This is a genomic window from Rhizobium sp. Root1204 (genome assembly GCF_001424965.1).
Taxonomy (GTDB): domain Bacteria; phylum Pseudomonadota; class Alphaproteobacteria; order Rhizobiales; family Rhizobiaceae; genus Pararhizobium.
On sequence record NZ_LMCZ01000009.1, the window covers coordinates 97,852 to 116,904 of the forward strand.

Here is a 19,053-nt window from a genome sequence, read left to right on the forward strand (position 1 = left end):
TGGGCTCAGCTGCGGTGGCCTTTGGCCGCGTGCTGTGCCGCCACACATGCCGCTCTATCAGGTTATAACAAGCTCGCGAAAGGCGTCGCTTGCACGCGTACGATGCCTTTCGCGATGGCGGATGAGGCTGAATTCGCGCGATGGCAGTTCGAGCGGCATGATGCGCAACCGTCCGGCGTTGACACCCGCTTGGGCGACCATTTCGGAGACCGCAGTGGCCAGGTATCCGGCCTCGACCGCCGCACAGATTGCCTCGTTCGAAGGGAGCTCGATCGGGACACGCAGGCTGCCGGGGTTCAGCCCCAGCTCGCGCACCGCCTGTTCGAAGGAGGATCGTGTGCCCGAACCAGGTTCGCGCAAAACCCATTCTGTGCCGTCAAGGTCACGCGGCAGGACTGGAGGCTGGCTGACCCACGGATGGTCGTGACTGACGATGACGACGAGACGATCGTTGGCAATGGGCTCAACGGAGACGGCCGGCTCGTCGATCGTTCCCTCGATGAAGCCGAGATCGGCATCGCCAGCCAGAACTGCCTTTGTGCACTGTGCCGTGTTCCCGACCTGTAGCCGCAACTCAATCTGGGGGAAACGCTCATAGAAGCGGACTAGGCGTTGCGGCAGCCAGTAGCTGGCAATGGTCTGGCTCGCAAAGATGGTCACCGTTCCGCGCCGGGTACCGCTGAGATCGGCCATGGCAGCCTCGGCCGCGTTGACGCGGGCGACGATTGCTTTCGCCTCCTCAGCAAGAATCTTGCCGGCTTCGGTCAGTTCTATCCGGCGGCCGATACGATGAAACAATTTAACGTCATGCCGGTTTTCGAGCGCGTTGATCGCCCCGCTGACGGTCGATTGCGTCAAGTTCAATGCCTCTGCCGCGCGGGTTATATGCTCTCGCTCCGCGACAGCAAGAAATATCCGCAACTGTTCGAGTGTCACACCACGCCTTTCAAATCATACCACCGGCTGTGCGGAATGGCCGGCAACCTTACTGAGCCAGGTTGACCAGCAGCAGGCCCGCTGTGGCAATGTACAATGAGGCGATGAAGGAAAGAAGCAACGGCAGCAGGCCCCGCTGCTTTAATTTGGTAAAACTCGTCCCCAGGCCAAGCGCTGCCATGGCGGCGGTGAGGAGGACAGGCGTCATTGCGATAATGGAACCCCGCAGCTGTTCCGGCACCAAACCCCAGCTATTCAGGACAACCAGCGAGACGAAGCCGACGATGAAGAAGGGAACTACCTGCGTCAGGGCCGGCCGGCCGGCCGCACTGTGTTCGGATCGGGCGACGTGGAGAGCAAGAGCAATCACAATGGGTGCCAGCATCATCACGCGAGCAAGCTTCGATACGATGGCGACCTGTCCGGCGGCCTCACCGCCCTGGAACCCGGCGCCGACAACCTGGGCAACCTCGTGGATTGTCAGTCCAACCCACAGGCCGTAGGATTGCGGGTCGTTGCCCAAGAGGATGTTCAGAAACGGATAGAGGAACATCGCGATGGTGCCGAATACAGTGACGCAGGCAACCGCATAGGAGACGTCTTCGTCCCTGGCGCGCGTGACGGCATTGGCGCCGGCGATAGCCGAGGCGCCGCAGATTGCGGTACCGGCCGCCAGTAGCAGGCTCAGTTTCCGGTCGACGCCCAGCAATCGGCCCATCCAGACTGTGAAAAGCAATGTCGAGACAACGATCACCGCTGCGAGCATCAGGCCGTTGATCCCGATGCTGGCCAATTGGGCGAAGGTCAGCTGCAGGCCGAGCAGGGCAACCGCCAGCCGCAGCAGTTTTTTCCCGGCAATCGAGATGCCCGCTTCGGCGGACGAGGAAAACCCGACGAGATTGCCAAAAACCATCCCGAGAAAGATCGCTGTGATCATCGGGCTGAGCGACGAGACAAACGGCAGGTTGCGCAGCCCGTAGGCGGATGCCGTGATCACCGCCACCAGCACGATACCGGGAATGAAGCCCGCTAAGGCTCCGGGTTTTGAAGAGGAAACGGCGGAAGAATCGGTCATGCGGATTGTCTCGAAAATATAACTCAGGATAACGCCACAATGAGAAATATCTTCGATAGAATCCAATTGTATTGGAAGATCATTCCGATCGTTATTCGCGATCGGTTCAAGAATGGCCTGACCTGACATCAACAGAAGCTCGGGCGCAATCTGCCATTTCCCGGGGCTGAGCGGTCGGGCGGTTTCGTGACAGATACAACAATGCACACCGCCTATTGACGGGCTTTATGCCGCGATCCATTTGAGCACGCAGAAGAGGGAGCACTTGGCTTCCCTGACGCTGGATTTCAGCAAGATAGGGCGCATCTACCGCTGCTTTGCCAACATGGATCGGGACAGCACGACAAAGAGGCCGATGATGAGGGTCGCTGCGATGAAGAGGAGGGCTGCGGCGGCGATTGCCGGGCTGATATTTTCGCGGATGCTGGAAAACATCTGCCGGGCCAGCGTACGTTGATTGGGCCCGGCGACGAAGAGGGTCAGCACGACTTCGTCGAGCGAGGTGGCGAAGGCGAGTACAGCACCGGAGAGCACGCCGGGCATGGCGAGCGGCAGGGTTACGCGCCGGAAGACCGTTGTGGGTGGCGCACCAAGGCTTTGGGCGGCGAGTTCGATGCGCTCGTCGATGCCGGCAAGCGCGCCGGTGACGCTGACGACGACGAAGGGAACGGCAACGACTGTGTGGGCGATGATCACTCCGGCATAGCTGTTCGTCAGGCCGAAACGTGCAAGCAGAACCTGCATCCCGACGCCGAGCACGACGGCCGGCACGACCATCGGCAGCAGGAATAGCGTGCGTATCGTCCCGCGAAAGAAGATAAGCCGGTTCCGTAAGCCAAGCGAAGCGGCCGTACCAAGTATGGTTGCAAGCAATGTCGTGCCAGTGCCGATAATCAGGCTGTTGATGATCGCGCGGCGCCAGGCATCCGCCGTGAAAAGCTCTTCAAACCAGCGCAGTGACCAGGAGGGGATCGGATATGTGAGAATGACGCTCGAAGTGAAAGCGAGCGGCAGGATGGCGATGAGGGGGGCGACAAGGAAGAGGATTGTCAGCGCCGCAAAAGCGATTTTGGTGAGCTTCATTGCCATGGCCTAGCGTCTCTCCGGCTCTTCGGCAGAAAGCCGTGCATAGATGCTGTAGAGTAGCAGTGTCGCGATGAGCAGCACGACGCCGAGCGCGCCCGCCATGCCCCAGTTCGCCGAACCCGTTGCGTAGAAGGCGATGATCGAAGAGATCATCTGGTCGCCCGGACCGCCGATCAACGCGGGCGTGATGTAGTAACCGATCGCCGAAATGAAGACGAGCAAGCTGCCGGAGGCGACGCCGCGCAGGCTGAGCGGCAGAAGCACGCGCAGGAAGGCACGCAGGGGATGAGCGCCGAGGGATGCTGCCGCTGGCATCAGGTTCTTCGGTATGGTGATGAGCACCGAGTAGATCGGCAGCACCATGAACGGCAGCAGCACATGGGTCATGGCGATGATGACACCCGTGCGGTTGAAGATCAGCGGCAGCGGGCTGTTGATCAGGCCCAGCATTTGCAGCAGGTCGTTGATCAGGCCTTTTTCCTGCAACAGGATGAACCAGGCGGCCGTGCGCACCAGAAGCGATGTCCAGAGCGGCAACAGCACGGCGCCTAGCATCAGGTCGCGCTTCCAGCCAGTCAGCGAAGCGGCGATGATCGCATAGGGGAAGCCGATGCACGCGCAGGCGAAAGTGACGAGGGCGGCGATCCAGAAGGTACGAATGAGGATGACGCGGTTGACCGATTGATCGGCTGGCAGGTGTTCAATCTCGCCGGTGGCGTTGCGGCCGAGATCGATGGCAGCGAGCAGGTTGCGGTCGGTCAGCGGCGAGAGCGCATCGGCGATCGCCAGCCAGAATTCAGGCTTTTCCCAGCGTTTGTCGATGGAGACGAGATCGGCGGGCGGATTCGCCGTGTCCGCGAGCGCGCTCGTCGTCTTGGACATCAGCGTGCGAAAACCGGACCGGGCGCTGTTGAGACGACGCACCATGTCGCCGAGCGCCTGGTCGTCATCGATTGCTCTCAGATCTTCTATCAGCGCCGCTTGCATAAGCATGGTCGGTGGCGATTTGCGGTCCCAGCCCCGCAGCACCTCGGCGCTCCGCGGCAGAAGGCGCAGCACCGCCGTGTCGGACACCGACTGGGACATCATGCTGAACAGCGGCCAGACGAAGAACGCGACGACGAAGAGGAGCAGCGGCGCCAGAAGGAGGATCGATCGCCCTGTTCGTGGCGACGTCCCACTCATGGCGCGATAACCCGGCAATCGCCGGCGGAAAAGGCGGCGTAGACCTTGGTGCCCGGCGGATATTCGCGTGATCGCCGTCCAAGCTTGGCGATTAGCGGATGAGCGGCATTTTGCAACTGCACTCGCAGGTGATCTCCCTGATAGACAGAGTCGGTAACCTCCGTTTCAAGACAGTTGGACATATCTCCGCGAACTTCGGTGAGATCGACACGCTCGGGGCGGATGGACAGAAAGACCGTCTGGCCCGGGACCACAGAGCTGGAGACGGCCGACACGATCCGTGTGCCGGAGGCCAGCCGCACATTGGCTTCTTCTCCCTGCACCGCTTCGACAACGCCCTCCACCAGGTTGGTCTCTCCTATGAATTCAGCGACGAAGCGGGTTGCCGGCTCGTCATAGACTTGTCTTGGCGTGCCAATCTGTTCGATCCTGCCCTTGTTGAACACGGCAACGCGGTCCGACATCGTCAGTGCTTCCGACTGGTCATGTGTGACGAAGACAATGGTCAGGCCGAGACGTCGATGCAGGTCTCGGATGTCGAGTTGCATCTGCTCGCGCAATTGCTTGTCGAGTGCACCGAGCGGCTCGTCCATCAGAACGACGCGGGGTTCGAAGACCAGGGCGCGGGAAAGCGCTACGCGCTGCTGCTGACCACCGGAAAGCTGCGAGGGGCGGCGGTCGGCAAATGCCGACAACTGCACCATGTCCAGCGCCCGCGCCACGCGCTTGCCGATCTCCGCCTTGCCCATGCCCCGCATCTGCAACGGAAAGGCAACGTTTTCGCCGACCGACATATGGGGAAACAGCGCATAGCTCTGGAACACGACGCCCATGTCCCGCTTGTGGGTCGGCACGTCGTTGATGGCGGTGCCATCCAGCAGGATATTGCCGGAAGTGACCTGCTCGAACCCGGCAAGCATCATGAGCAATGTCGTCTTCCCGGAGCCGGAGGGGCCAAGCAGGCTGACGAATTCGCCCTTGCCGATGCCAAGGTCGAGGTTTTCGACCACACAAAGCGGGCCGTAAAATTTGGTGATACGGTCAAATCGAATGAATTCGGCCACGGAAGGCTCCATCGCTTGAGGCAAAGGGCGCGTTATCGGGAAAATCCGCGAGAACGCGCCCGCCCAGACAGGAAGGGCGGCTTATGGGGCGCCCTTCCTGGAGGATGTTCCTACTGGGCGAGCCAGGCGTTGAAGCGCTGCGTCAGCGTTTCCGCGTTGTCGATCCAGAAATCGACATTGAGCGAAATCGAGTCCGTCATGTTCGCCGGGTCGGTCGGCAGATCCTTGGAAAACTCAGCCGGAACCTTTGCAGCAGCTTCCTTGTTCGGCAGTCCGTAGGCCACGAATTCCGGCAGCTTTGCCTGGTTCTCGGGCAGGCTTGCAAAGGCAATGAAGTCCTGTGCGGCATCCTTGTTCTCGGCATCTTTCAACACCACCCAGCTGTCGACGGCATAGATGCTGCCCGGAAAAACGACCTTGAAGTTCTTGCCTTCCGACCGGTTGATACCGGTGATGCGGCCATTATAGGCCGATGCCATCGCCACTTCGCCAGAGGCGAGGAATTGCAGCGGCTGTGCGCCCGATTCCCACCAGACGATGTTCGGCTTCAACTCATCGAGCTTCTTGAATGCACGTGCGATGCCCTCTTCGGTCGCCAGCACATCATAGAGTTCGTCTTTCGAGACACCATCGGCAAGCAGCGCGAATTCGAGCGTGTATTTCGGCCCCTTGCGCAGCGAGCGCTTGCCGGGGAACTTCTCGACGTTCCAGAAATCTGCCCACGAGGCCGGACCTTCCTTCAGTTTGTCGCCGTCATAGGCGATCGCCGTCGACCAGACGATGGCACCGACACCACAGTCATTCACGGCAGAATCGAGAAACTTGTCCTTGCCGCCCATCTTGTCCCAGTCGATCTTTTCGTAGAGACCGTCCGCACAGCCAAGCGCCAGCTCTTCCGCTTCAACCTGCACCGCATCCCAGTTCGGCGCGCCGGCCTTGACCTTCGATTGGATAACACCGATGCCGCCATCCCAGGCTTCATCGAGCACTGGCTTGCCGGTCTTCTCGGAGAACGGTTTGAAGTAAATGTTGCGCTGCGCATCCTGATAGTTGCCGCCCCAGGAGACGACCGTCAGGTCCCGCGCGAAAACGGGTGCGACAAGGCTTGTAGACAGCACGACGGCTGCAATCGTCAGAATTCCGGGTTTCATGAAAGTCTTCATTGTATTCCCCTTTTCTTTGTTAGCGAAGGAACCGGATGGCCCGGCTCCCATGACGATCTCATGCGAACTGCTGGCGTCACCTTCGCCTTTGGCGTAGCGGTGGCGTTCAGTATCTGCGGCCATCGCGCCCTTTTCCCCTGGGTGCTTCAGCCGCTTGATGCATTTCAGTCATTGCCGGTCAGTGGGAGTATCCCTTTTTGACCGTGGTCAGACGTGTTGCCCTCCGTTGATGTGAATTTCCGCACCGTTGATGTAGGACGATGGCTCCGTGCAGAGAAAATAGATGGTTTCCGCGACTTCGCGCGGTTCACCCAGCCTTCCCATCGGCACTTCCGCAGCCACCAGTTCATCCGTTCCGGGCGAAAGGATCGATGTTTCGATCTCACCTGGAGCGATGGCATTCGCCCTGACCCCGCGGCGGCCAAACTCATGCGCCATCTCCCGTGTCAGCGAGCCGAGAGCCGCCTTCGACGCCGCATACGCGACACCAGCAAAGGGATGGACGCGCGTTCCGGCAATGGAGGTGACGTTGACGATCGACCCCTTCGCCGCTTCGAGTTCCGGCATGAGCGCGCGGGCGATCAGCGCCGTCGAGACGACATTGACATTGAGCACCTGCGTCCAGATATCCGCGTCCGTGCCCATCACGCCGAGGCGGCTCTTTCCCGGCCCCTTCGGGGAAATACCAGCATTGTTGACCAGTGCGTGCAGCCGGCCGTTGGGCAGCCGTTCGCGCACGGTCGCGGCGAGGCGGTCGATTTGCGCCAGATCGGCGAGGTCGGCCTGGATATGGCTTTCGCGGGCGGACGGCCAGGCGCATTCCTCGGAGAACGGCTGGCGTGACACAGTAAGGATGCGCCAGCCCTTCGCCTGGAAGAGTTTCACCGTTGCATGGCCGATGCCGCGGCTTGCGCCCGTCAACAACATGTAGCGGCGGTCTTCGGTCATCGGCGCATTCTCCGTTGATGCTTGATACATCGTAATGGGCGGCTCGCGAAATGCAAGCCTCGTCTCACGAAAGTCCTATGCCCTGCGGTCCTGTCGCTCTTCCGCCCTTTCAATGCGGTCCAGAATAGGCTTGCCGCCGAGCAGGATGTCATCGACGATCGCCATGGAAGCGGCCGCGGGATCATGCCGTTTCAGGGCTTCGATGACCGGGTAATGATGGTCGATCATCGCTCGCCCACCCTGAATATAGGCGTCGGAAATGTGCGGCCCCATCTGCAGCCAGAGTCGTCGCAGAATCCCGTTCAGCACCGGAAGGCCGGCAATTTGCGGCAGCATGAAATGGAAGGCCTGGTTGAGTTCTGTCCCTTTCAATCGGTCTCCGGCAACAATTGCTTGCTCGTTTTCGCGCAAAATTCGCTCCAGAACCTCGATATCGGTGCTGGTCGCAACCTGTGCTGCAGTTTCTGCAGCCAGCCCCTCCAGCCGGATACGGATTGTTCGGATCTCCCGGTACCGGCTTTCGCTCAGGCCTGGGATGCGGATGTCGCGGGGCGAGCGGAAGATGATTGCCTCGTCATTGGCGAGCCGCAGGATGGCGTCACGGATCGGTGTGACGCTCGTGCCGAACTGTTCGGCGAGATCGCGAATCTTCAACCGGTCACCGGGCTGGAACCGCCCCTGGATCAGCGCGTCGCACAGCGCACTATAAATGGTGCTGTTCAGGTTCTCATATTCCAATGTGGTGAATTCAGCCATGGAACCGATCCAAATAATCGAGTAATAAGATACTTGATGCATCTTTTCTGGCATGTTTCAAGTACGCTTTGATGCAATAGGCATCTTCGGCCAGCCGGTGCCTAGGCTGCCAAACTGCCTTCCTTGGGGGAGACAACCCACTGAAAGAGGCAGCGATCAAGAAAAATGCGGGAAGCCGCGCAAGGGAGTAGACATGACGCAGCCATCGTCCGCCACCAAGAAAACGGATTCCATGTCTGCGACATGGGAGCCGACGTCGCTTGCCGACGCCGAGGCCGCAGTCGCGGACGTCTATGGCCTTGCCGGCACGGCAAAGCGGCTTTCCAGCGAACGTGACGAGACCTTCCTGTTCATACGCAGCGACGGAACCGATTTCATCCTCAAGATCGCCAACCCCGCAGAAGACCCGGCGGCACTGGACTTCCAGGATGGCGCGTTGCTGCATCTGGCGTCGGCCGCGCCTGCGGTCCCCGTACCCCGCCTTGTCCCGGCGAAGAACGGCGAACCGAGCCACACATTGGCCACTTCGGAGGGGCCGCGTATTATGCGCCTGCTGACCTTCCTGCGCGGCGAGCTGCAGTACCGTACGCGCGCCTGCGAGGTGCAGAGCCGTAATGTCGGCCGCGCCCTGGCGGAACTTGGCCTTGGTCTCAAGGACTACAAGGGACGTCCACCCGCGGGAAAGCTGATGTGGGACATTTCTCACACGCTGGATCTCGCTGCCGTCGTCGATCATGTCGCCCCTGAACGCCGCGCGCAGGCGGAAGCCGTACTGTTCGAATTCGAGCGTGCTCTACCCTTGATTACCGGGCTTAAGCGGCGCCAGATCATCCACAACGACTTCAACCCGCACAATATTCTTCTCGCCCCGGCAAAGCCCACCGAGGTCGTTGGCATCATCGATTTCGGCGATATGGTGCATGGCCCGCTGGTCAACGATCTCGCTGTCGCGCTTTCCTATCATCTGGCGACGGAGAATTGGGCGGCCCGCGCCGGTGCGTTCCTGGAGGGCTTCCTGTCGGTACGCGCTTTGGAGCCCGCCGAAATGGAACTGCTGCCGGTGCTCACCCGCGCACGGCTCGCAATGTCGATCATCATCGCCGAGTGGCGCTCTGCACGCTTTCCGGAGAACCACAACTACATCATGCGCAACCACGCCTCCGCCTGGCAGGGGCTCCTCAATATATCCGATCTAACACCGGCGGGGCTGAAAACGCTTGCGCCCAACTTGTCCGAGGCCTGAATCATGTCGATGGTAAATGCTTTCTCGCGCGAAGATTTCGAACGGCTGAACGAGACGGAACGGGCGCTGATCGCGCGCCGGGAAAAGGTGCTCGGCCCCGCCTATCGTCTCTTCTATGAAAAACCGCTTCATCTGGTTCGTGGCGAAGGCGTCTTCCTCTATGACGCCGCCGGCGAAAAATATCTCGATGCCTACAACAATGTCGCCTCGCTTGGACATTGCCATCCGCGGGTGGTGGAGGCGATTACCAAGCAGACTGCAGTTCTCAACACTCACACGCGCTACCTGCACGAAGGGGTTGTCGACTATGCCGAAACGTTGACGGCGACATTCCCCGAAGCGCTGAGCCAGGTCATGTTCACCTGCACAGGCAGCGAGGCGAACGACCTTGCCGTGCGCATTGCCCGCTATGTCACCGGCGGCACCGGCATCATCGCCACTGAACTTGCCTATCACGGCCTGACGAGTGTGGTGGCGGAATTCTCGCCCTCGCTCGGAGAATCCGTGACGCTCGGCCCCCATGTGCGCACCGTTGCTGCCCCGGACAGCTATCGTCACTCGCCGGAAGAACTGATGGAAAAATTTGGCCGCGACGTGCGTGCGGCCATCGCTGACCTGCAGCGCCATGGCATCAAGCCAGCCATGCTGATCACCGATACGATCTTCTCGAGTGACGGTATCTTCGCCGGGCCAAAGGGGTTTCTGAAACCGGCGGTGGACGCGATCCATGAGGCAGGTGGCCTCTTCATCGCCGATGAAGTGCAGCCTGGCTTTGGCCGCACCGGTGAAGCCATGTGGGGTTTTGCGCGCCACGGCGTTGCACCCGACATGGTGACGATCGGCAAACCGATGGGCAACGGCTACCCGATGGCAGGCATTGTCCTGCGTCCGGAGGTCATCGCCGAATTCGGGCCGCGCGCCCGCTATTTCAACACGTTCGGAGGCAATCCCATCGCCGCCGCCGCCGGCAAGGCCGTGCTCGATACGATCCGGATCGAGGGGCTGCAACAGAACGCACTGGAAGTCGGCCGCTATCTAATGGACGGTCTCAAGAGCTTGTCCCATCCCGCCATCGGCGACGTGCGCGGCTCGGGCCTGTTCATTGGTGTCGAAATCATCGGTGACCCGATATCAAAGAGTCCTGACGCCAGCTTGACGACCCGCATCGTCAACGGCCTGCGGGATCGGCGCGTCCTGATCAGTGCCTCTGGCCCCAATGCCAATATCCTGAAAATCCGCCCGCCACTCGTCTTTTCCCGCGAAAATGCCGATACGCTTGTGGGTGCGCTCGGCGACGTGCTGAAAACCGCCTGACCATAACAAAAAGCTGCGGCTTATCGCAAATAGCGGGATTGCCGTTCGCGCTGCGTCTCACTGTGGGGTGTGGGCCGAAACCTCCGGATTGTGTCTTGACGGTGAGCAAGGTGGGCAGGCGAGACCATCGCGTCGCCGGTTTGCGATACCCAGCCCAAAATTCAGGACAAGGAGTGAGGGGCGGAACACCCCTCACTCCTTACATCCTAGTTTGGCTGGCGGAATGCCTCCGGCTTGAGCGTTGCCCAATCAGCGCCGGTGATGAACGGCCTGAAGAGCGTAAACCGGGACAGGCAGGCCCTCCATCCGCGCCTTCAGTTGCAGTGCCAGATACTGCGAATAATGGCGCGACTGGTGCAGGTTGCCACCATGGAACCACAGCGCTTCCTGTTGAGTCGGCTTCCACATGTTGCGCTGCTCACCCTCCCAAGGGCCGGGATCCTTCGGCGTATCCGAGCCGAGGCCCCAGACTTTGCCGACCTTGTCTGCGGTTTCCTGGTCGATGAGATCGGCCACCCAACCGTTCATCGAGCCGTAGCCGGTCGCGTAGACGATGACATCGGCGGGGATTTCCTTTCCGTCCGAAAGCTTGACGGAGTTCTTGGTAATCTCCTCCACCTGGCCTGCTGCAAGTTTCACCTTGCCGTCGATGATGAGCTGCGACGCGCCGATATCGATATAGTAGCCGGAGCCACGGCGCAGATATTTCATGAAAAGACCGGAGCCGTCGGCACCCCAGTCGAGCTGGAATCCGGCCTTTTCAAGCGCCGTATAAAAGGCCGCGTCGCGCTCTCGCATCTTGTCGTAGAGCGGGATCTGGAACTCATGCATGATCCGGTAGGGCAGGGAGGCGAAAATGAGGTCGGCCTTGGCCGTCGTGACACCGTTGGCAAGCGCCTGCTCCGAATAGAGCGAGCCCAATCCAATATCCATCAGTGTGTCGGACTTCACGATATGCGTCGTCGAACGCTGGATCATCGTGACGTCGATACCCGCCTCGTAAAGTGCCGCGCAGATGTCGTGGGCCGAGTTGTTCGAGCCGATGACCACGACCTTCTTGCCCTTGTAGCCGTCTGGGCCTGGATGTTGGGAGGAATGGTGCTGCTCGCCTTCGAACTGGTCCCGTCCTTCGAAATCCGGAATGTTTGCCTTGCCGGACATGCCGGTCGCAAACACCAGTTGTTTGGGCCGGAGCACAACTTCCTCGCCGTCACGATCGACGACGATCGTCCACTCCTTGGTCACCTCATCCCATTTCGCCGATTTGGCGGCAGAACGGGTCCAGTAGTTCAGCTCCATCACCTTGCTGTAGAATTCCAGCCAGTCCCCGATCTTGTCCTTCGGCGCAAAGACCGGCCAGTTCTTCGGAAAGTCGATATAGGGCAGGTGGTCGTACCAGACAGGATCGTGCAGGCAGAGCGACTTGTAGCGTTTGCGCCAGCTATCACCGGCCCGCTCGTTCTTTTCGAGGATGATGGTCGGTACGCCGAGCTGCCGCAGCCGGGCGCCAAGGGCGATACCACCCTGCCGCCGCCGATGATGACGGTGTAGGGCTGCTTTTCGTAGCCGAGGGTGCGGGCTTCCTCCTCGCGCTCCTCGGCCCATGTCTTGGCGCCGAGGTCCTGGCCATGCTTGGCGCCAAGCGGGCGCGTGAAGCCGGATTTCTCCTCATGGCCCTTCAACTCGGCAAGCGCCGTCAACAGCGTCCAGATCTGCCCGTTTTTGAAACGCACCAGACCGTAGCCGCGCCCGGTTGCCGTCTCAAAGGTGATCCAGCTTTCGAGGACGCCGTCTGCCTCCGTCGCCTCCTCTCCCGCGGCAACGCGCCAGTTCGATGGCTTGGCCGTTGAAAGCTGCACTTGCAGCATATCGCGCACCTGATCGCGGCCTTCGACGGTTTTCAGGTTCCAGGTGAAGGCGACGAGGTCGCGCCAATAGCAGTCCTCGGCGAACTGATTGACGGCATCGTCGATCCGGCCAGCTTCGAGCGCTGCCCCGAACGTATCGAGAAGCGCCTGAAGGCGGGTGGTGGGGGTCTTGTCGAGCATCGTGTTTCTCCTCCAGCTCAGTTTGCAAAACGGGGACGGCTCCTCAACCGCCCCGCAAGACGGATCGGTCTATCGTGACAGGTCGATCAGGATTTTCAGGTGTTTGCCGCCAGGGTCGAGCAATTGCTCGAACCCCTCCGTGACGGCCTCGTCGAGCGAAACATATTTCGTGACGATCCGGCTCGCGGGAATCTGGCCGCTGGCGATCAGCCGTGCGACGCGCGGCCAATAGTGGGTCGGATAAGCCCAGGAGCCGCGGATATCGATGTCCTTGAAGGTGACGTCGAACCAGTTCAGCGGGTTTTCGCCGGGATGGAGCCCTGTCTGCACAACGACGCCTTGCTTGCGGGCGGCGTCGGCGCAGTTCTTGAGCGCATGTTCGTTGCCGACACACTCGATCGCGACATCGCAACCGGCATTGCCTTCGGTCTCGGCCCGGATGACATCGCCTACCTTTTCTGTTTTCGGATTGATGGTGCGAACCTCACCGAGCGCCTCCCTTGCCAGTGACAGCCGTGTGTCATTGAGATCGGAAAGGAAGATTTGCGAGGCACCGGCCGCGCGCGCTGCCATGGCGACAAGAATGCCGATCGGCCCGGCGCCGGTGACGAGCACGCAGTGGCCGGCCGTCACGCCGCCCCGGTCGCAGGCATAGACGGCAACGGCCGTCGGCTCGATGAGTGCCGCTTCCTGATCGGAGAGCGCATCGGGGATCGGCTGGACGTTGTAGTCGTTGAGAAGGGCCTGTTGGGCCATGCCGCCGGAATGCCAGGAGAGGCCGGCGAGCGCGAGATTGGCACTCAGGTGGAAGAGGCCGCGATCGGCATAGTAGTCGCCATGGCGTGGCATGATGAGAGGCTGGATCGATACGCGGTCGCCGGGCTGTACATGGCTGACGCCCTCGCCAACAGCTTTGACCGAGCCACCGAATTCATGGCCGAGAATTTGCGGCCCATGCGCGCCGGTGAACGGGTGTGGTTCCTTCGGCACGAAGATTGGGCCATAGGCATATTCGTGCAAATCCGTGCCGCAGATGCCGCAGAACCTGTTTTCGACAAGTACTTCGCCCGGCCCCGGCGCGGCGGGCGCATTCACCTCTTCGATGCGCAAATCCTTGGCGGCGTGAAAGCGCAGTGCCTTCATTGAATTTCCTCCTGTTGTTCTTGTACAGAAGGTCAGCAAGCGGCGTGCCAGAATGGGCTGAGGCCTATTTCCCTCGCGTTCTCAATATGTTGTGAAGATACATTGTTGATCGGCCAGATAGATGCAACACCTTGGGCGCAACAGGTGTTGCAGCCGTTGCGTCAGTTCAGACGCTTCAGGCGGCGGTGAATCGTGGACCGGTTGACGCCCAGTTTTCGCGCCAGCGCCGAGACGTTTTCGCCACAGTCGTGGAGCGCCTGGCGCAGGTCGCCGTCTGTCTTGGACGAGATCGTCGCGCTCCCGGTAAAGAGGTGTTCCGGCAGGCAGTCGAGATCGATGACACCAGCGTCCGACAGCGCCGCCGCCACGCGCAGTGCGTTGGACAGTTCGCGCAGATTGCCCGGCCAGTCGTGCGCGAGCAGCGCCGCCCGCGCTGCCTTGTCGATGCGGTAGGCCGCGCCATTTTCCTTCTTGAGGCGCCGGAGCAGCTGATCGACCAGCCAGCCAAGATCCTCGCGTTCGCGCAGTGCAGGCAGATTTACCGTCGCGGCGTTCAGCCGGTAGTAGAGGTCCTGCCGGAAGCGGCCGTCCTTGACGAGATCGGCAAGGTCGCGGTGTGAGGCGGACAGCACCCGAAGACGAACGGGCTTTGGCTTTAATGCGCCGACCGGCTGGACCTCGTTTTCCGAAAGCACCCGTAATAGCCTGCTCTGGAGGGGTAGTGGCATGTCGCCGATTTCATCCAGGAAAAGAGTGCCGCCGCTTGCCTCCTCGATCAGCCCGCGCTTTCCCTTCTGGTTGGCCCCCGTAAACGCGCCCGGCGCATAGCCAAACAGCTCGGATTCGATCAGGTGCTCCGGAATGGCGGCACAATTGACGGCAACGAAATTTCCGCTGCTCCCACAGCTGTCGTGGATTGCTCGCGCTAGATATTCCTTGCCGCTGCCCGTCTCGCCCTGAATAAGGATCGGGATATCGCGCGCCGCCAGTTTGGCCGCGCGAATCTGCAACCGCTCCATAGCGGCGTCCCCGTTGCTGAGGTCCCGAAGTGCACCCGGCAGGCGCGGCTCCGGCACGGCAGGTGCGCGGATATTGACAGCAGGAGCGATGGCACTGGCGAACAGCACCAGGCCGTTGCGCGCCCGGAGCAGCCGCTCGCCGTTCGGCCTGCCGCGCATGAAACGCGGCAGATCGTCAATATCGATGTCGAAGACGTTGGATATCTGCTGGCCGAGGAAATCCCGTGTCGCAAGGCCACGCATATTCATGGAGCGGGCGAGCGCGCCGAAGCCGCCATGCGTCAGGCCCGTGATACGGCCGCTTCCGTCGAGCGCGATCGCGGCATCGGGATCGACGTCAAGAAACTCTGGAGAGCGGGCAAGGCGCAGCACCCAGTCATTGCGCGTGCGGGTCATCAGGTTGGCAAGTTCGATGCGTCGCGCGGTGGACGCGACCAAATGCAGCGCCAGTTGCTGGCTGGCTTTAGCCGTCGGCGAGCGGAGTTGCGAAATGTCGAGCACTGCGGTGAGGTCTCCCAGCGTGTCGAAGACGGGGGCGGCAGTGCAGGTCAGCCCGATATGGCTGGTGTCGAAATGATCGTCCTGATGGATGATGACAGGCTCACCGGAGACGATGCACGCTCCGACTGCACAGGTGCCGGCACGGCTTTCCGACCACTCGGAGCCGAGATAGAGCCCTGCCTTGCGCAGCTGATTGTCAAAAGTCGGATCACCCATGAAATCGACCGTGACGCCGCGCGCATCAGACAGCAGCAGTACATAATTCTGCTCAGCGATCTGCGTGAAAAGAGCTTCGAGCCCCGAACGGCCGATGCGGATCAGTTCCTCGGCCTGCTCCCGATGTTCACGCAGCTTGAGTTCGGGTACGATGTAAGCTTCCTGCGCGATCGCCGGATCAAGCTTGTAGTCGTTCAGGCAACGCAGCCAGGACTGAATGACCGGCGTATCACGCGGGCTGACGACGCCCATGCCCACGCGCTCGATCTCCCGTATGTGCGATAGCATCGACACCATGCAGACATCCTCCCGCGCGAATGGTCGCATAATCGGCGCCGGGTCACAATCCAGTTGTTGGGCCAGTTGTGGGGCGGCTTCGGTTGTCTAGGTCCTTCAGGCCGCCTCCCGGTTTTCAACCCGAGGCACAGGAACCGGAGCCGGGCGGGAGTTTCAAGCCGGCGCCAGCTGCGACTGGGCTGCTTTCGGGAACGGCCGGAAGGTCATCGCGATCAGGAACGCACCGATGCCGATGCCCCAGGCTCCAATATAGAGCCAGCTATAGGTGGCGAATGTATCGTAGATGAGACCTCCTGCCACCGGGCCGGTTGCCATGCCGAGACTGCCGGCCATGGCGGTTCCGCCAATGATGGTGCCCATCATCCGCTGGGGAAAGTTTTCGCGCGCCAGAACGGCGTAGAGCGGCATGACACCGGCATAGATGAAACCGAATAGGGCGGCCACGGCATAGAAGCCCGAGAGCTCGCGCACGAACACATAGGCGAGTGCGCCAAATGCCTGGATCAACAGACCAATGACCAGGATGCGTTTGGCGCCATAACGGTCTCCTAGGAGGCCGAAGGCGACACGGCCGCCCATGCCGGCCAAGCCCTCGATGCTGTAGATCGAGACGGCGGCGATCATCGGGATGCCGCAGCTGATGGCGTAGCTGACCGTATGGAAGATCGGGCCGGAATGTGTGGCGCAGCAGAAGAAGTTGGTCAGCATCAGGACGATGAATTGCGGCGAGCGCAGTGCTTGTCCCGTGGTCATCCCCGCCTGTGGTCCCTCTTCGCCAGGGATACCGTCACTCTCCTGCTTCGATACTGGCGGGTTGCGGATGAGGAGCGATGCCGGGATCATGATGGCGGCGGCGAGGGCTGCGATAATCAACATCGATTGTCGCCAGTCATAGACGGTGACGAGCCAAGCTGCGAGCGGAGACATGGTCATCGGAGCCATGCCCATGCCGGCTGAGACGAGGGAAACCGCAAGGCTGCGATGGGTGTCGAACCACCCGGTGACACAGGCCATCAGCGGCGCAAAGATGGCCGCGGTGGCACCGCCAACGACAAGGCCGAAGACCAATTGGAATTCAATCAGTGATGTTGCCCTGCTGGCAAGCGCGAGGCTGGCCGTCAGGATGATCGACCCGGTCAGTACGACGATGCGGGAGCCCCAGCGATCCGACAGGGAGCCCCAGACCATGCTCGCGAGCGCCATCGCCAGGAAGCCGATGGTCATGGCGCTGGAAATGCCGGTGACAGACCAGCCGGTACCGCGCGCGATGGGTAAAAGGAAGACGGGTAGGGAAAACATCGCACCTATTGCGAGACAGCCGAGCAGGCCGCCGGCTGCAACAATGATCCAGCGATAGGAAGATGCGTTCATGCTGATCTCCATTTCATGGAATGCGATGCTTGCCTGAGAACCAGCCGGGTCATCACCGGGCTGCGGTCGGTGGTCGCGTTTAATCGCCGGGCGAATTTCGCCTCTTAGCCGAAATCGAAAGCGATGCATGGCCGCGGCAACCTGCAGCGCTGCATCCGGCTGAGCCCGCAGCAGCGCCGTAGGCCGGCTTAGGCCGTCAGCTTCTGTTCCGTATTGGTCATCGGGTCGCCGAGATTGGGGTCACCCTTGCCTATCGCGATCAGGTTTCGCAGACTGCCGTTGATATAAGTGCTCCATCCATCGGAGCAGGCGTCGTAGCATTCGTATTCAGGAACAAGGCCTTCGTGGGTAAAGCGAACTTCTGTCAGGCCGCCGGCTCGCGAGATATCGAAGATGATCTGAGTGCCCTTCCACTCGGTTTCGTCGTCGGTGAAGCTGAAATAGTTGTCGATGATCTGCCAGACGACCTTTCGGCCAGGGATCAGCTCGGTCACCTTGATCGTGCAGCGATGAATATCCTGGAAGTGATAGTCGAACGTGCTGCCGGCCACGTCGGTCGGGCCTTCGATGGCCTGTGACCACCAGCCGCGAACATTGTTGATGGCGGCAAAGGCAGTCTCCGGTGTTTGATCGACGGTAAAGCTGGTGGTGAAACTGTGACTTGTCATGGTTGTCTCCGTTTCATGGGTTATGTTCAGGCCGGGATGATCCGGTCATATTCGGTCCTTAGGCGGCTCCAGCCATCCCAGAACGGTTCCGTTGCCTCGCCCCTCAGGCGGGCGGCCAACGTGTCGAGATGCATGTGCCAGCCAGCACCGAACATCAGGGCCGCGGCGCGGTCCGGCACGCGGCGGTGGATGACGGTCAGGAGCACGTCCTTGCCTCTCGGCTCCAGTTCGAAGGACACGCTGCCGCTGCCGTCCCAGGTGATGGCGAGCCTGTGGGGCGGATCGAGCGCAGTAATCCGGCTCTGCATGCGCTGAACCTCGGCAAAGCCTTCTGGCCGCTTGCCCGGCGGATCGGATAGGGTGTTGTTGCGCCAGACGAGCTCGAAGGATGCATCGATCTTCATCGGCATCTCGCCCGCCGCCATCCACTGGCTGCGCAGGTCGCTCTGGGTCAGGTAGGCCCAGACCCGGTCGATGGGGCCGGGTAGCAGGCGTTCCATCTTCAGCGTGGCGGGCTCGATCAGCACGCCATACGAATTCGTTGGGGCAAGCGTGTTCATCGGTCGTCTCCTTCTGCTGCAAACAGTGGGAGCCTCTGTGATCAAGGCTTGGTTTTTTCGTCTTCCTCGCGCAGCAATTGTTCGAGGGCATCCAGGCGGTCGGTCCAGAAGCGTTCGTAGAATCCTAGCCACTCATGGGCGCTGGCAAGCGGCGCAGGCTCAAGGCGGCAATGGTGGGTGCGTCCGCGCACTTCGCGGCGGATCATGCCCGCACCCTCCAGAACCTTGATATGCTTTGACGCCGCGGCCAATGAAATCGAAAACGGCCCGGCCAGTTCGCTCACCGTCCGCTCTCCCCCAGCCAGGTCACGGAGCATCTGCCGGCGCGTGGCATCACCAAGGGCATGAAAGACGGAATTCATTTGCAATGCATGTTGTTCAATCATGTGGTTGAATATATGCGCGTCACTCCGTATAGTCAACTCATTGGTTGAATGTTTTTCGCAATTGGTGACAAGTT

General features: G+C 60.9%; 16 protein-coding genes and 1 pseudogene. 2 read left to right on the forward strand and 15 right to left on the reverse strand.

Going from position 1 to position 19,053, the window contains the following annotated elements:
- Window positions 1-57: 57 nt before the first annotated feature.
- From ASC96_RS11855 to ASC96_RS11890, 8 genes are all read right to left on the reverse strand, one after another.
- Window positions 58-936: a LysR substrate-binding domain-containing protein gene (locus tag ASC96_RS11855; RefSeq protein ID WP_060503249.1), complete on the reverse strand. Its 879-nt coding sequence runs from the start codon at window positions 934-936 to the stop codon at window positions 58-60.
- A 49-nt stretch (window positions 937-985) separates the two neighbouring features.
- Window positions 986-2,011, reverse strand: a complete 1,026-nt coding sequence (locus ASC96_RS11860; protein WP_082512045.1) for a YeiH family protein — start codon at window positions 2,009-2,011, stop codon at window positions 986-988.
- Between the two features lie 306 nt (window positions 2,012-2,317).
- Entirely contained in the window at window positions 2,318-3,100 is a 783-nt protein-coding gene (locus ASC96_RS11865) for an ABC transporter permease (protein WP_060503250.1), read from the reverse strand.
- A gap of 3 nt (window positions 3,101-3,103) precedes the next feature.
- A complete protein-coding gene (locus ASC96_RS11870) occupies window positions 3,104-4,282 on the reverse strand; it encodes an ABC transporter permease (protein WP_060503251.1) in 1,179 nt (392 codons plus the stop codon).
- Window positions 4,279-5,346, reverse strand: a complete 1,068-nt coding sequence (locus tag ASC96_RS11875) for an ABC transporter ATP-binding protein (protein ID WP_200956621.1) — start codon at window positions 5,344-5,346, stop codon at window positions 4,279-4,281. Before ASC96_RS11875 ends, ASC96_RS11870 begins: the two co-directional genes overlap by 4 nt.
- A gap of 110 nt (window positions 5,347-5,456) precedes the next feature.
- Window positions 5,457-6,509, reverse strand: a complete 1,053-nt coding sequence (locus ASC96_RS11880) for an ABC transporter substrate-binding protein (RefSeq protein WP_156397440.1) — start codon at window positions 6,507-6,509, stop codon at window positions 5,457-5,459.
- A 207-nt stretch (window positions 6,510-6,716) separates the two neighbouring features.
- On the reverse strand, window positions 6,717-7,457 hold the full coding sequence (locus tag ASC96_RS11885; RefSeq protein ID WP_060503253.1) for an SDR family oxidoreductase: 741 nt from the start codon (window positions 7,455-7,457) through the stop codon (window positions 6,717-6,719).
- Between the two features lie 75 nt (window positions 7,458-7,532).
- Window positions 7,533-8,213, reverse strand: coding sequence for a GntR family transcriptional regulator (locus ASC96_RS11890; protein WP_060503346.1), 681 nt, complete (start codon window positions 8,211-8,213; stop codon window positions 7,533-7,535).
- A 193-nt stretch (window positions 8,214-8,406) separates the two neighbouring features.
- Between ASC96_RS11890 and ASC96_RS11895 the strand changes: the two genes are divergently transcribed.
- Window positions 8,407-9,456 carry a phosphotransferase enzyme family protein gene (locus ASC96_RS11895; protein WP_060503254.1) on the forward strand — a complete coding sequence of 350 codons (1,050 nt, stop codon included), beginning with the start codon at window positions 8,407-8,409 and terminating at the stop codon, window positions 9,454-9,456.
- A gap of 3 nt (window positions 9,457-9,459) precedes the next feature.
- Complete coding sequence (locus tag ASC96_RS11900; protein WP_060503255.1) at window positions 9,460-10,770, forward strand: aspartate aminotransferase family protein; 1,311 nt, start codon at window positions 9,460-9,462, stop codon at window positions 10,768-10,770.
- Between the two features lie 249 nt (window positions 10,771-11,019).
- Here the strand turns inward: ASC96_RS11900 and ASC96_RS11905 are convergent.
- From ASC96_RS11905 to ASC96_RS11935, 7 genes and pseudogenes are all read right to left on the reverse strand, one after another.
- Window positions 11,020-12,818: pseudogene (locus ASC96_RS11905) on the reverse strand (NAD(P)/FAD-dependent oxidoreductase).
- A 69-nt stretch (window positions 12,819-12,887) separates the two neighbouring features.
- Window positions 12,888-13,961: a 2,3-butanediol dehydrogenase gene (locus ASC96_RS11910; RefSeq protein ID WP_060503256.1), complete on the reverse strand. Its 1,074-nt coding sequence runs from the start codon at window positions 13,959-13,961 to the stop codon at window positions 12,888-12,890.
- 161 nt (window positions 13,962-14,122) lie between these two features.
- Entirely contained in the window at window positions 14,123-15,994 is a 1,872-nt protein-coding gene (locus ASC96_RS11915) for a sigma-54-dependent Fis family transcriptional regulator (protein ID WP_060503257.1), read from the reverse strand.
- Window positions 15,995-16,147: 153 nt separating this feature from the next.
- On the reverse strand, window positions 16,148-17,365 hold the full coding sequence (locus ASC96_RS11920; protein WP_060503347.1) for an MFS transporter: 1,218 nt from the start codon (window positions 17,363-17,365) through the stop codon (window positions 16,148-16,150).
- Between the two features lie 188 nt (window positions 17,366-17,553).
- Window positions 17,554-18,033 (reverse strand): SRPBCC domain-containing protein, encoded by a 480-nt coding sequence (locus tag ASC96_RS11925; RefSeq protein WP_060503258.1) that lies wholly within the window; start codon window positions 18,031-18,033, stop codon window positions 17,554-17,556.
- 26 nt (window positions 18,034-18,059) lie between these two features.
- A complete protein-coding gene (locus ASC96_RS11930; RefSeq protein WP_060503259.1) occupies window positions 18,060-18,593 on the reverse strand; it encodes an SRPBCC family protein in 534 nt (177 codons plus the stop codon).
- Between the two features lie 41 nt (window positions 18,594-18,634).
- The gene (locus tag ASC96_RS11935; protein ID WP_060503260.1) at window positions 18,635-18,979 is read right to left on the reverse strand and encodes a metalloregulator ArsR/SmtB family transcription factor; all 345 of its coding nucleotides are present in this window, start codon (window positions 18,977-18,979) and stop codon (window positions 18,635-18,637) included.
- Window positions 18,980-19,053 lie beyond the last annotated feature (74 nt).

What these genes read in the sequence shown, in the direction of transcription:
- ASC96_RS11880 (WP_156397440.1), bottom strand. Translation starts at nt 6,509, where the DNA reads ATGAAGACTTTCATGAAACCCGGAATTCTGACGATTGCAGCCGTCGTG.
- ASC96_RS11895 (WP_060503254.1), top strand. Translation starts at nt 8,407, where the DNA reads ATGACGCAGCCATCGTCCGCCACCAAGAAAACGGATTCCATGTCTGCG.
- ASC96_RS11935 (WP_060503260.1), bottom strand. Translation starts at nt 18,979, where the DNA reads ATGATTGAACAACATGCATTGCAAATGAATTCCGTCTTTCATGCCCTT.
- ASC96_RS11915 (WP_060503257.1), bottom strand. Translation starts at nt 15,994, where the DNA reads ATGGTGTCGATGCTATCGCACATACGGGAGATCGAGCGCGTGGGCATG.
- ASC96_RS11860 (WP_082512045.1), bottom strand. Translation starts at nt 2,011, where the DNA reads ATGACCGATTCTTCCGCCGTTTCCTCTTCAAAACCCGGAGCCTTAGCG.
- ASC96_RS11870 (WP_060503251.1), bottom strand. Translation starts at nt 4,282, where the DNA reads ATGAGTGGGACGTCGCCACGAACAGGGCGATCGATCCTCCTTCTGGCG.
- ASC96_RS11930 (WP_060503259.1), bottom strand. Translation starts at nt 18,593, where the DNA reads ATGAACACGCTTGCCCCAACGAATTCGTATGGCGTGCTGATCGAGCCC.
- ASC96_RS11885 (WP_060503253.1), bottom strand. Translation starts at nt 7,457, where the DNA reads ATGACCGAAGACCGCCGCTACATGTTGTTGACGGGCGCAAGCCGCGGC.
- ASC96_RS11925 (WP_060503258.1), bottom strand. Translation starts at nt 18,033, where the DNA reads ATGACAAGTCACAGTTTCACCACCAGCTTTACCGTCGATCAAACACCG.
- ASC96_RS11910 (WP_060503256.1), bottom strand. Translation starts at nt 13,961, where the DNA reads ATGAAGGCACTGCGCTTTCACGCCGCCAAGGATTTGCGCATCGAAGAG.
- ASC96_RS11920 (WP_060503347.1), bottom strand. Translation starts at nt 17,365, where the DNA reads ATGAACGCATCTTCCTATCGCTGGATCATTGTTGCAGCCGGCGGCCTG.
- ASC96_RS11865 (WP_060503250.1), bottom strand. Translation starts at nt 3,100, where the DNA reads ATGGCAATGAAGCTCACCAAAATCGCTTTTGCGGCGCTGACAATCCTC.
- ASC96_RS11900 (WP_060503255.1), top strand. Translation starts at nt 9,460, where the DNA reads ATGTCGATGGTAAATGCTTTCTCGCGCGAAGATTTCGAACGGCTGAAC.
- ASC96_RS11890 (WP_060503346.1), bottom strand. Translation starts at nt 8,213, where the DNA reads ATGGCTGAATTCACCACATTGGAATATGAGAACCTGAACAGCACCATT.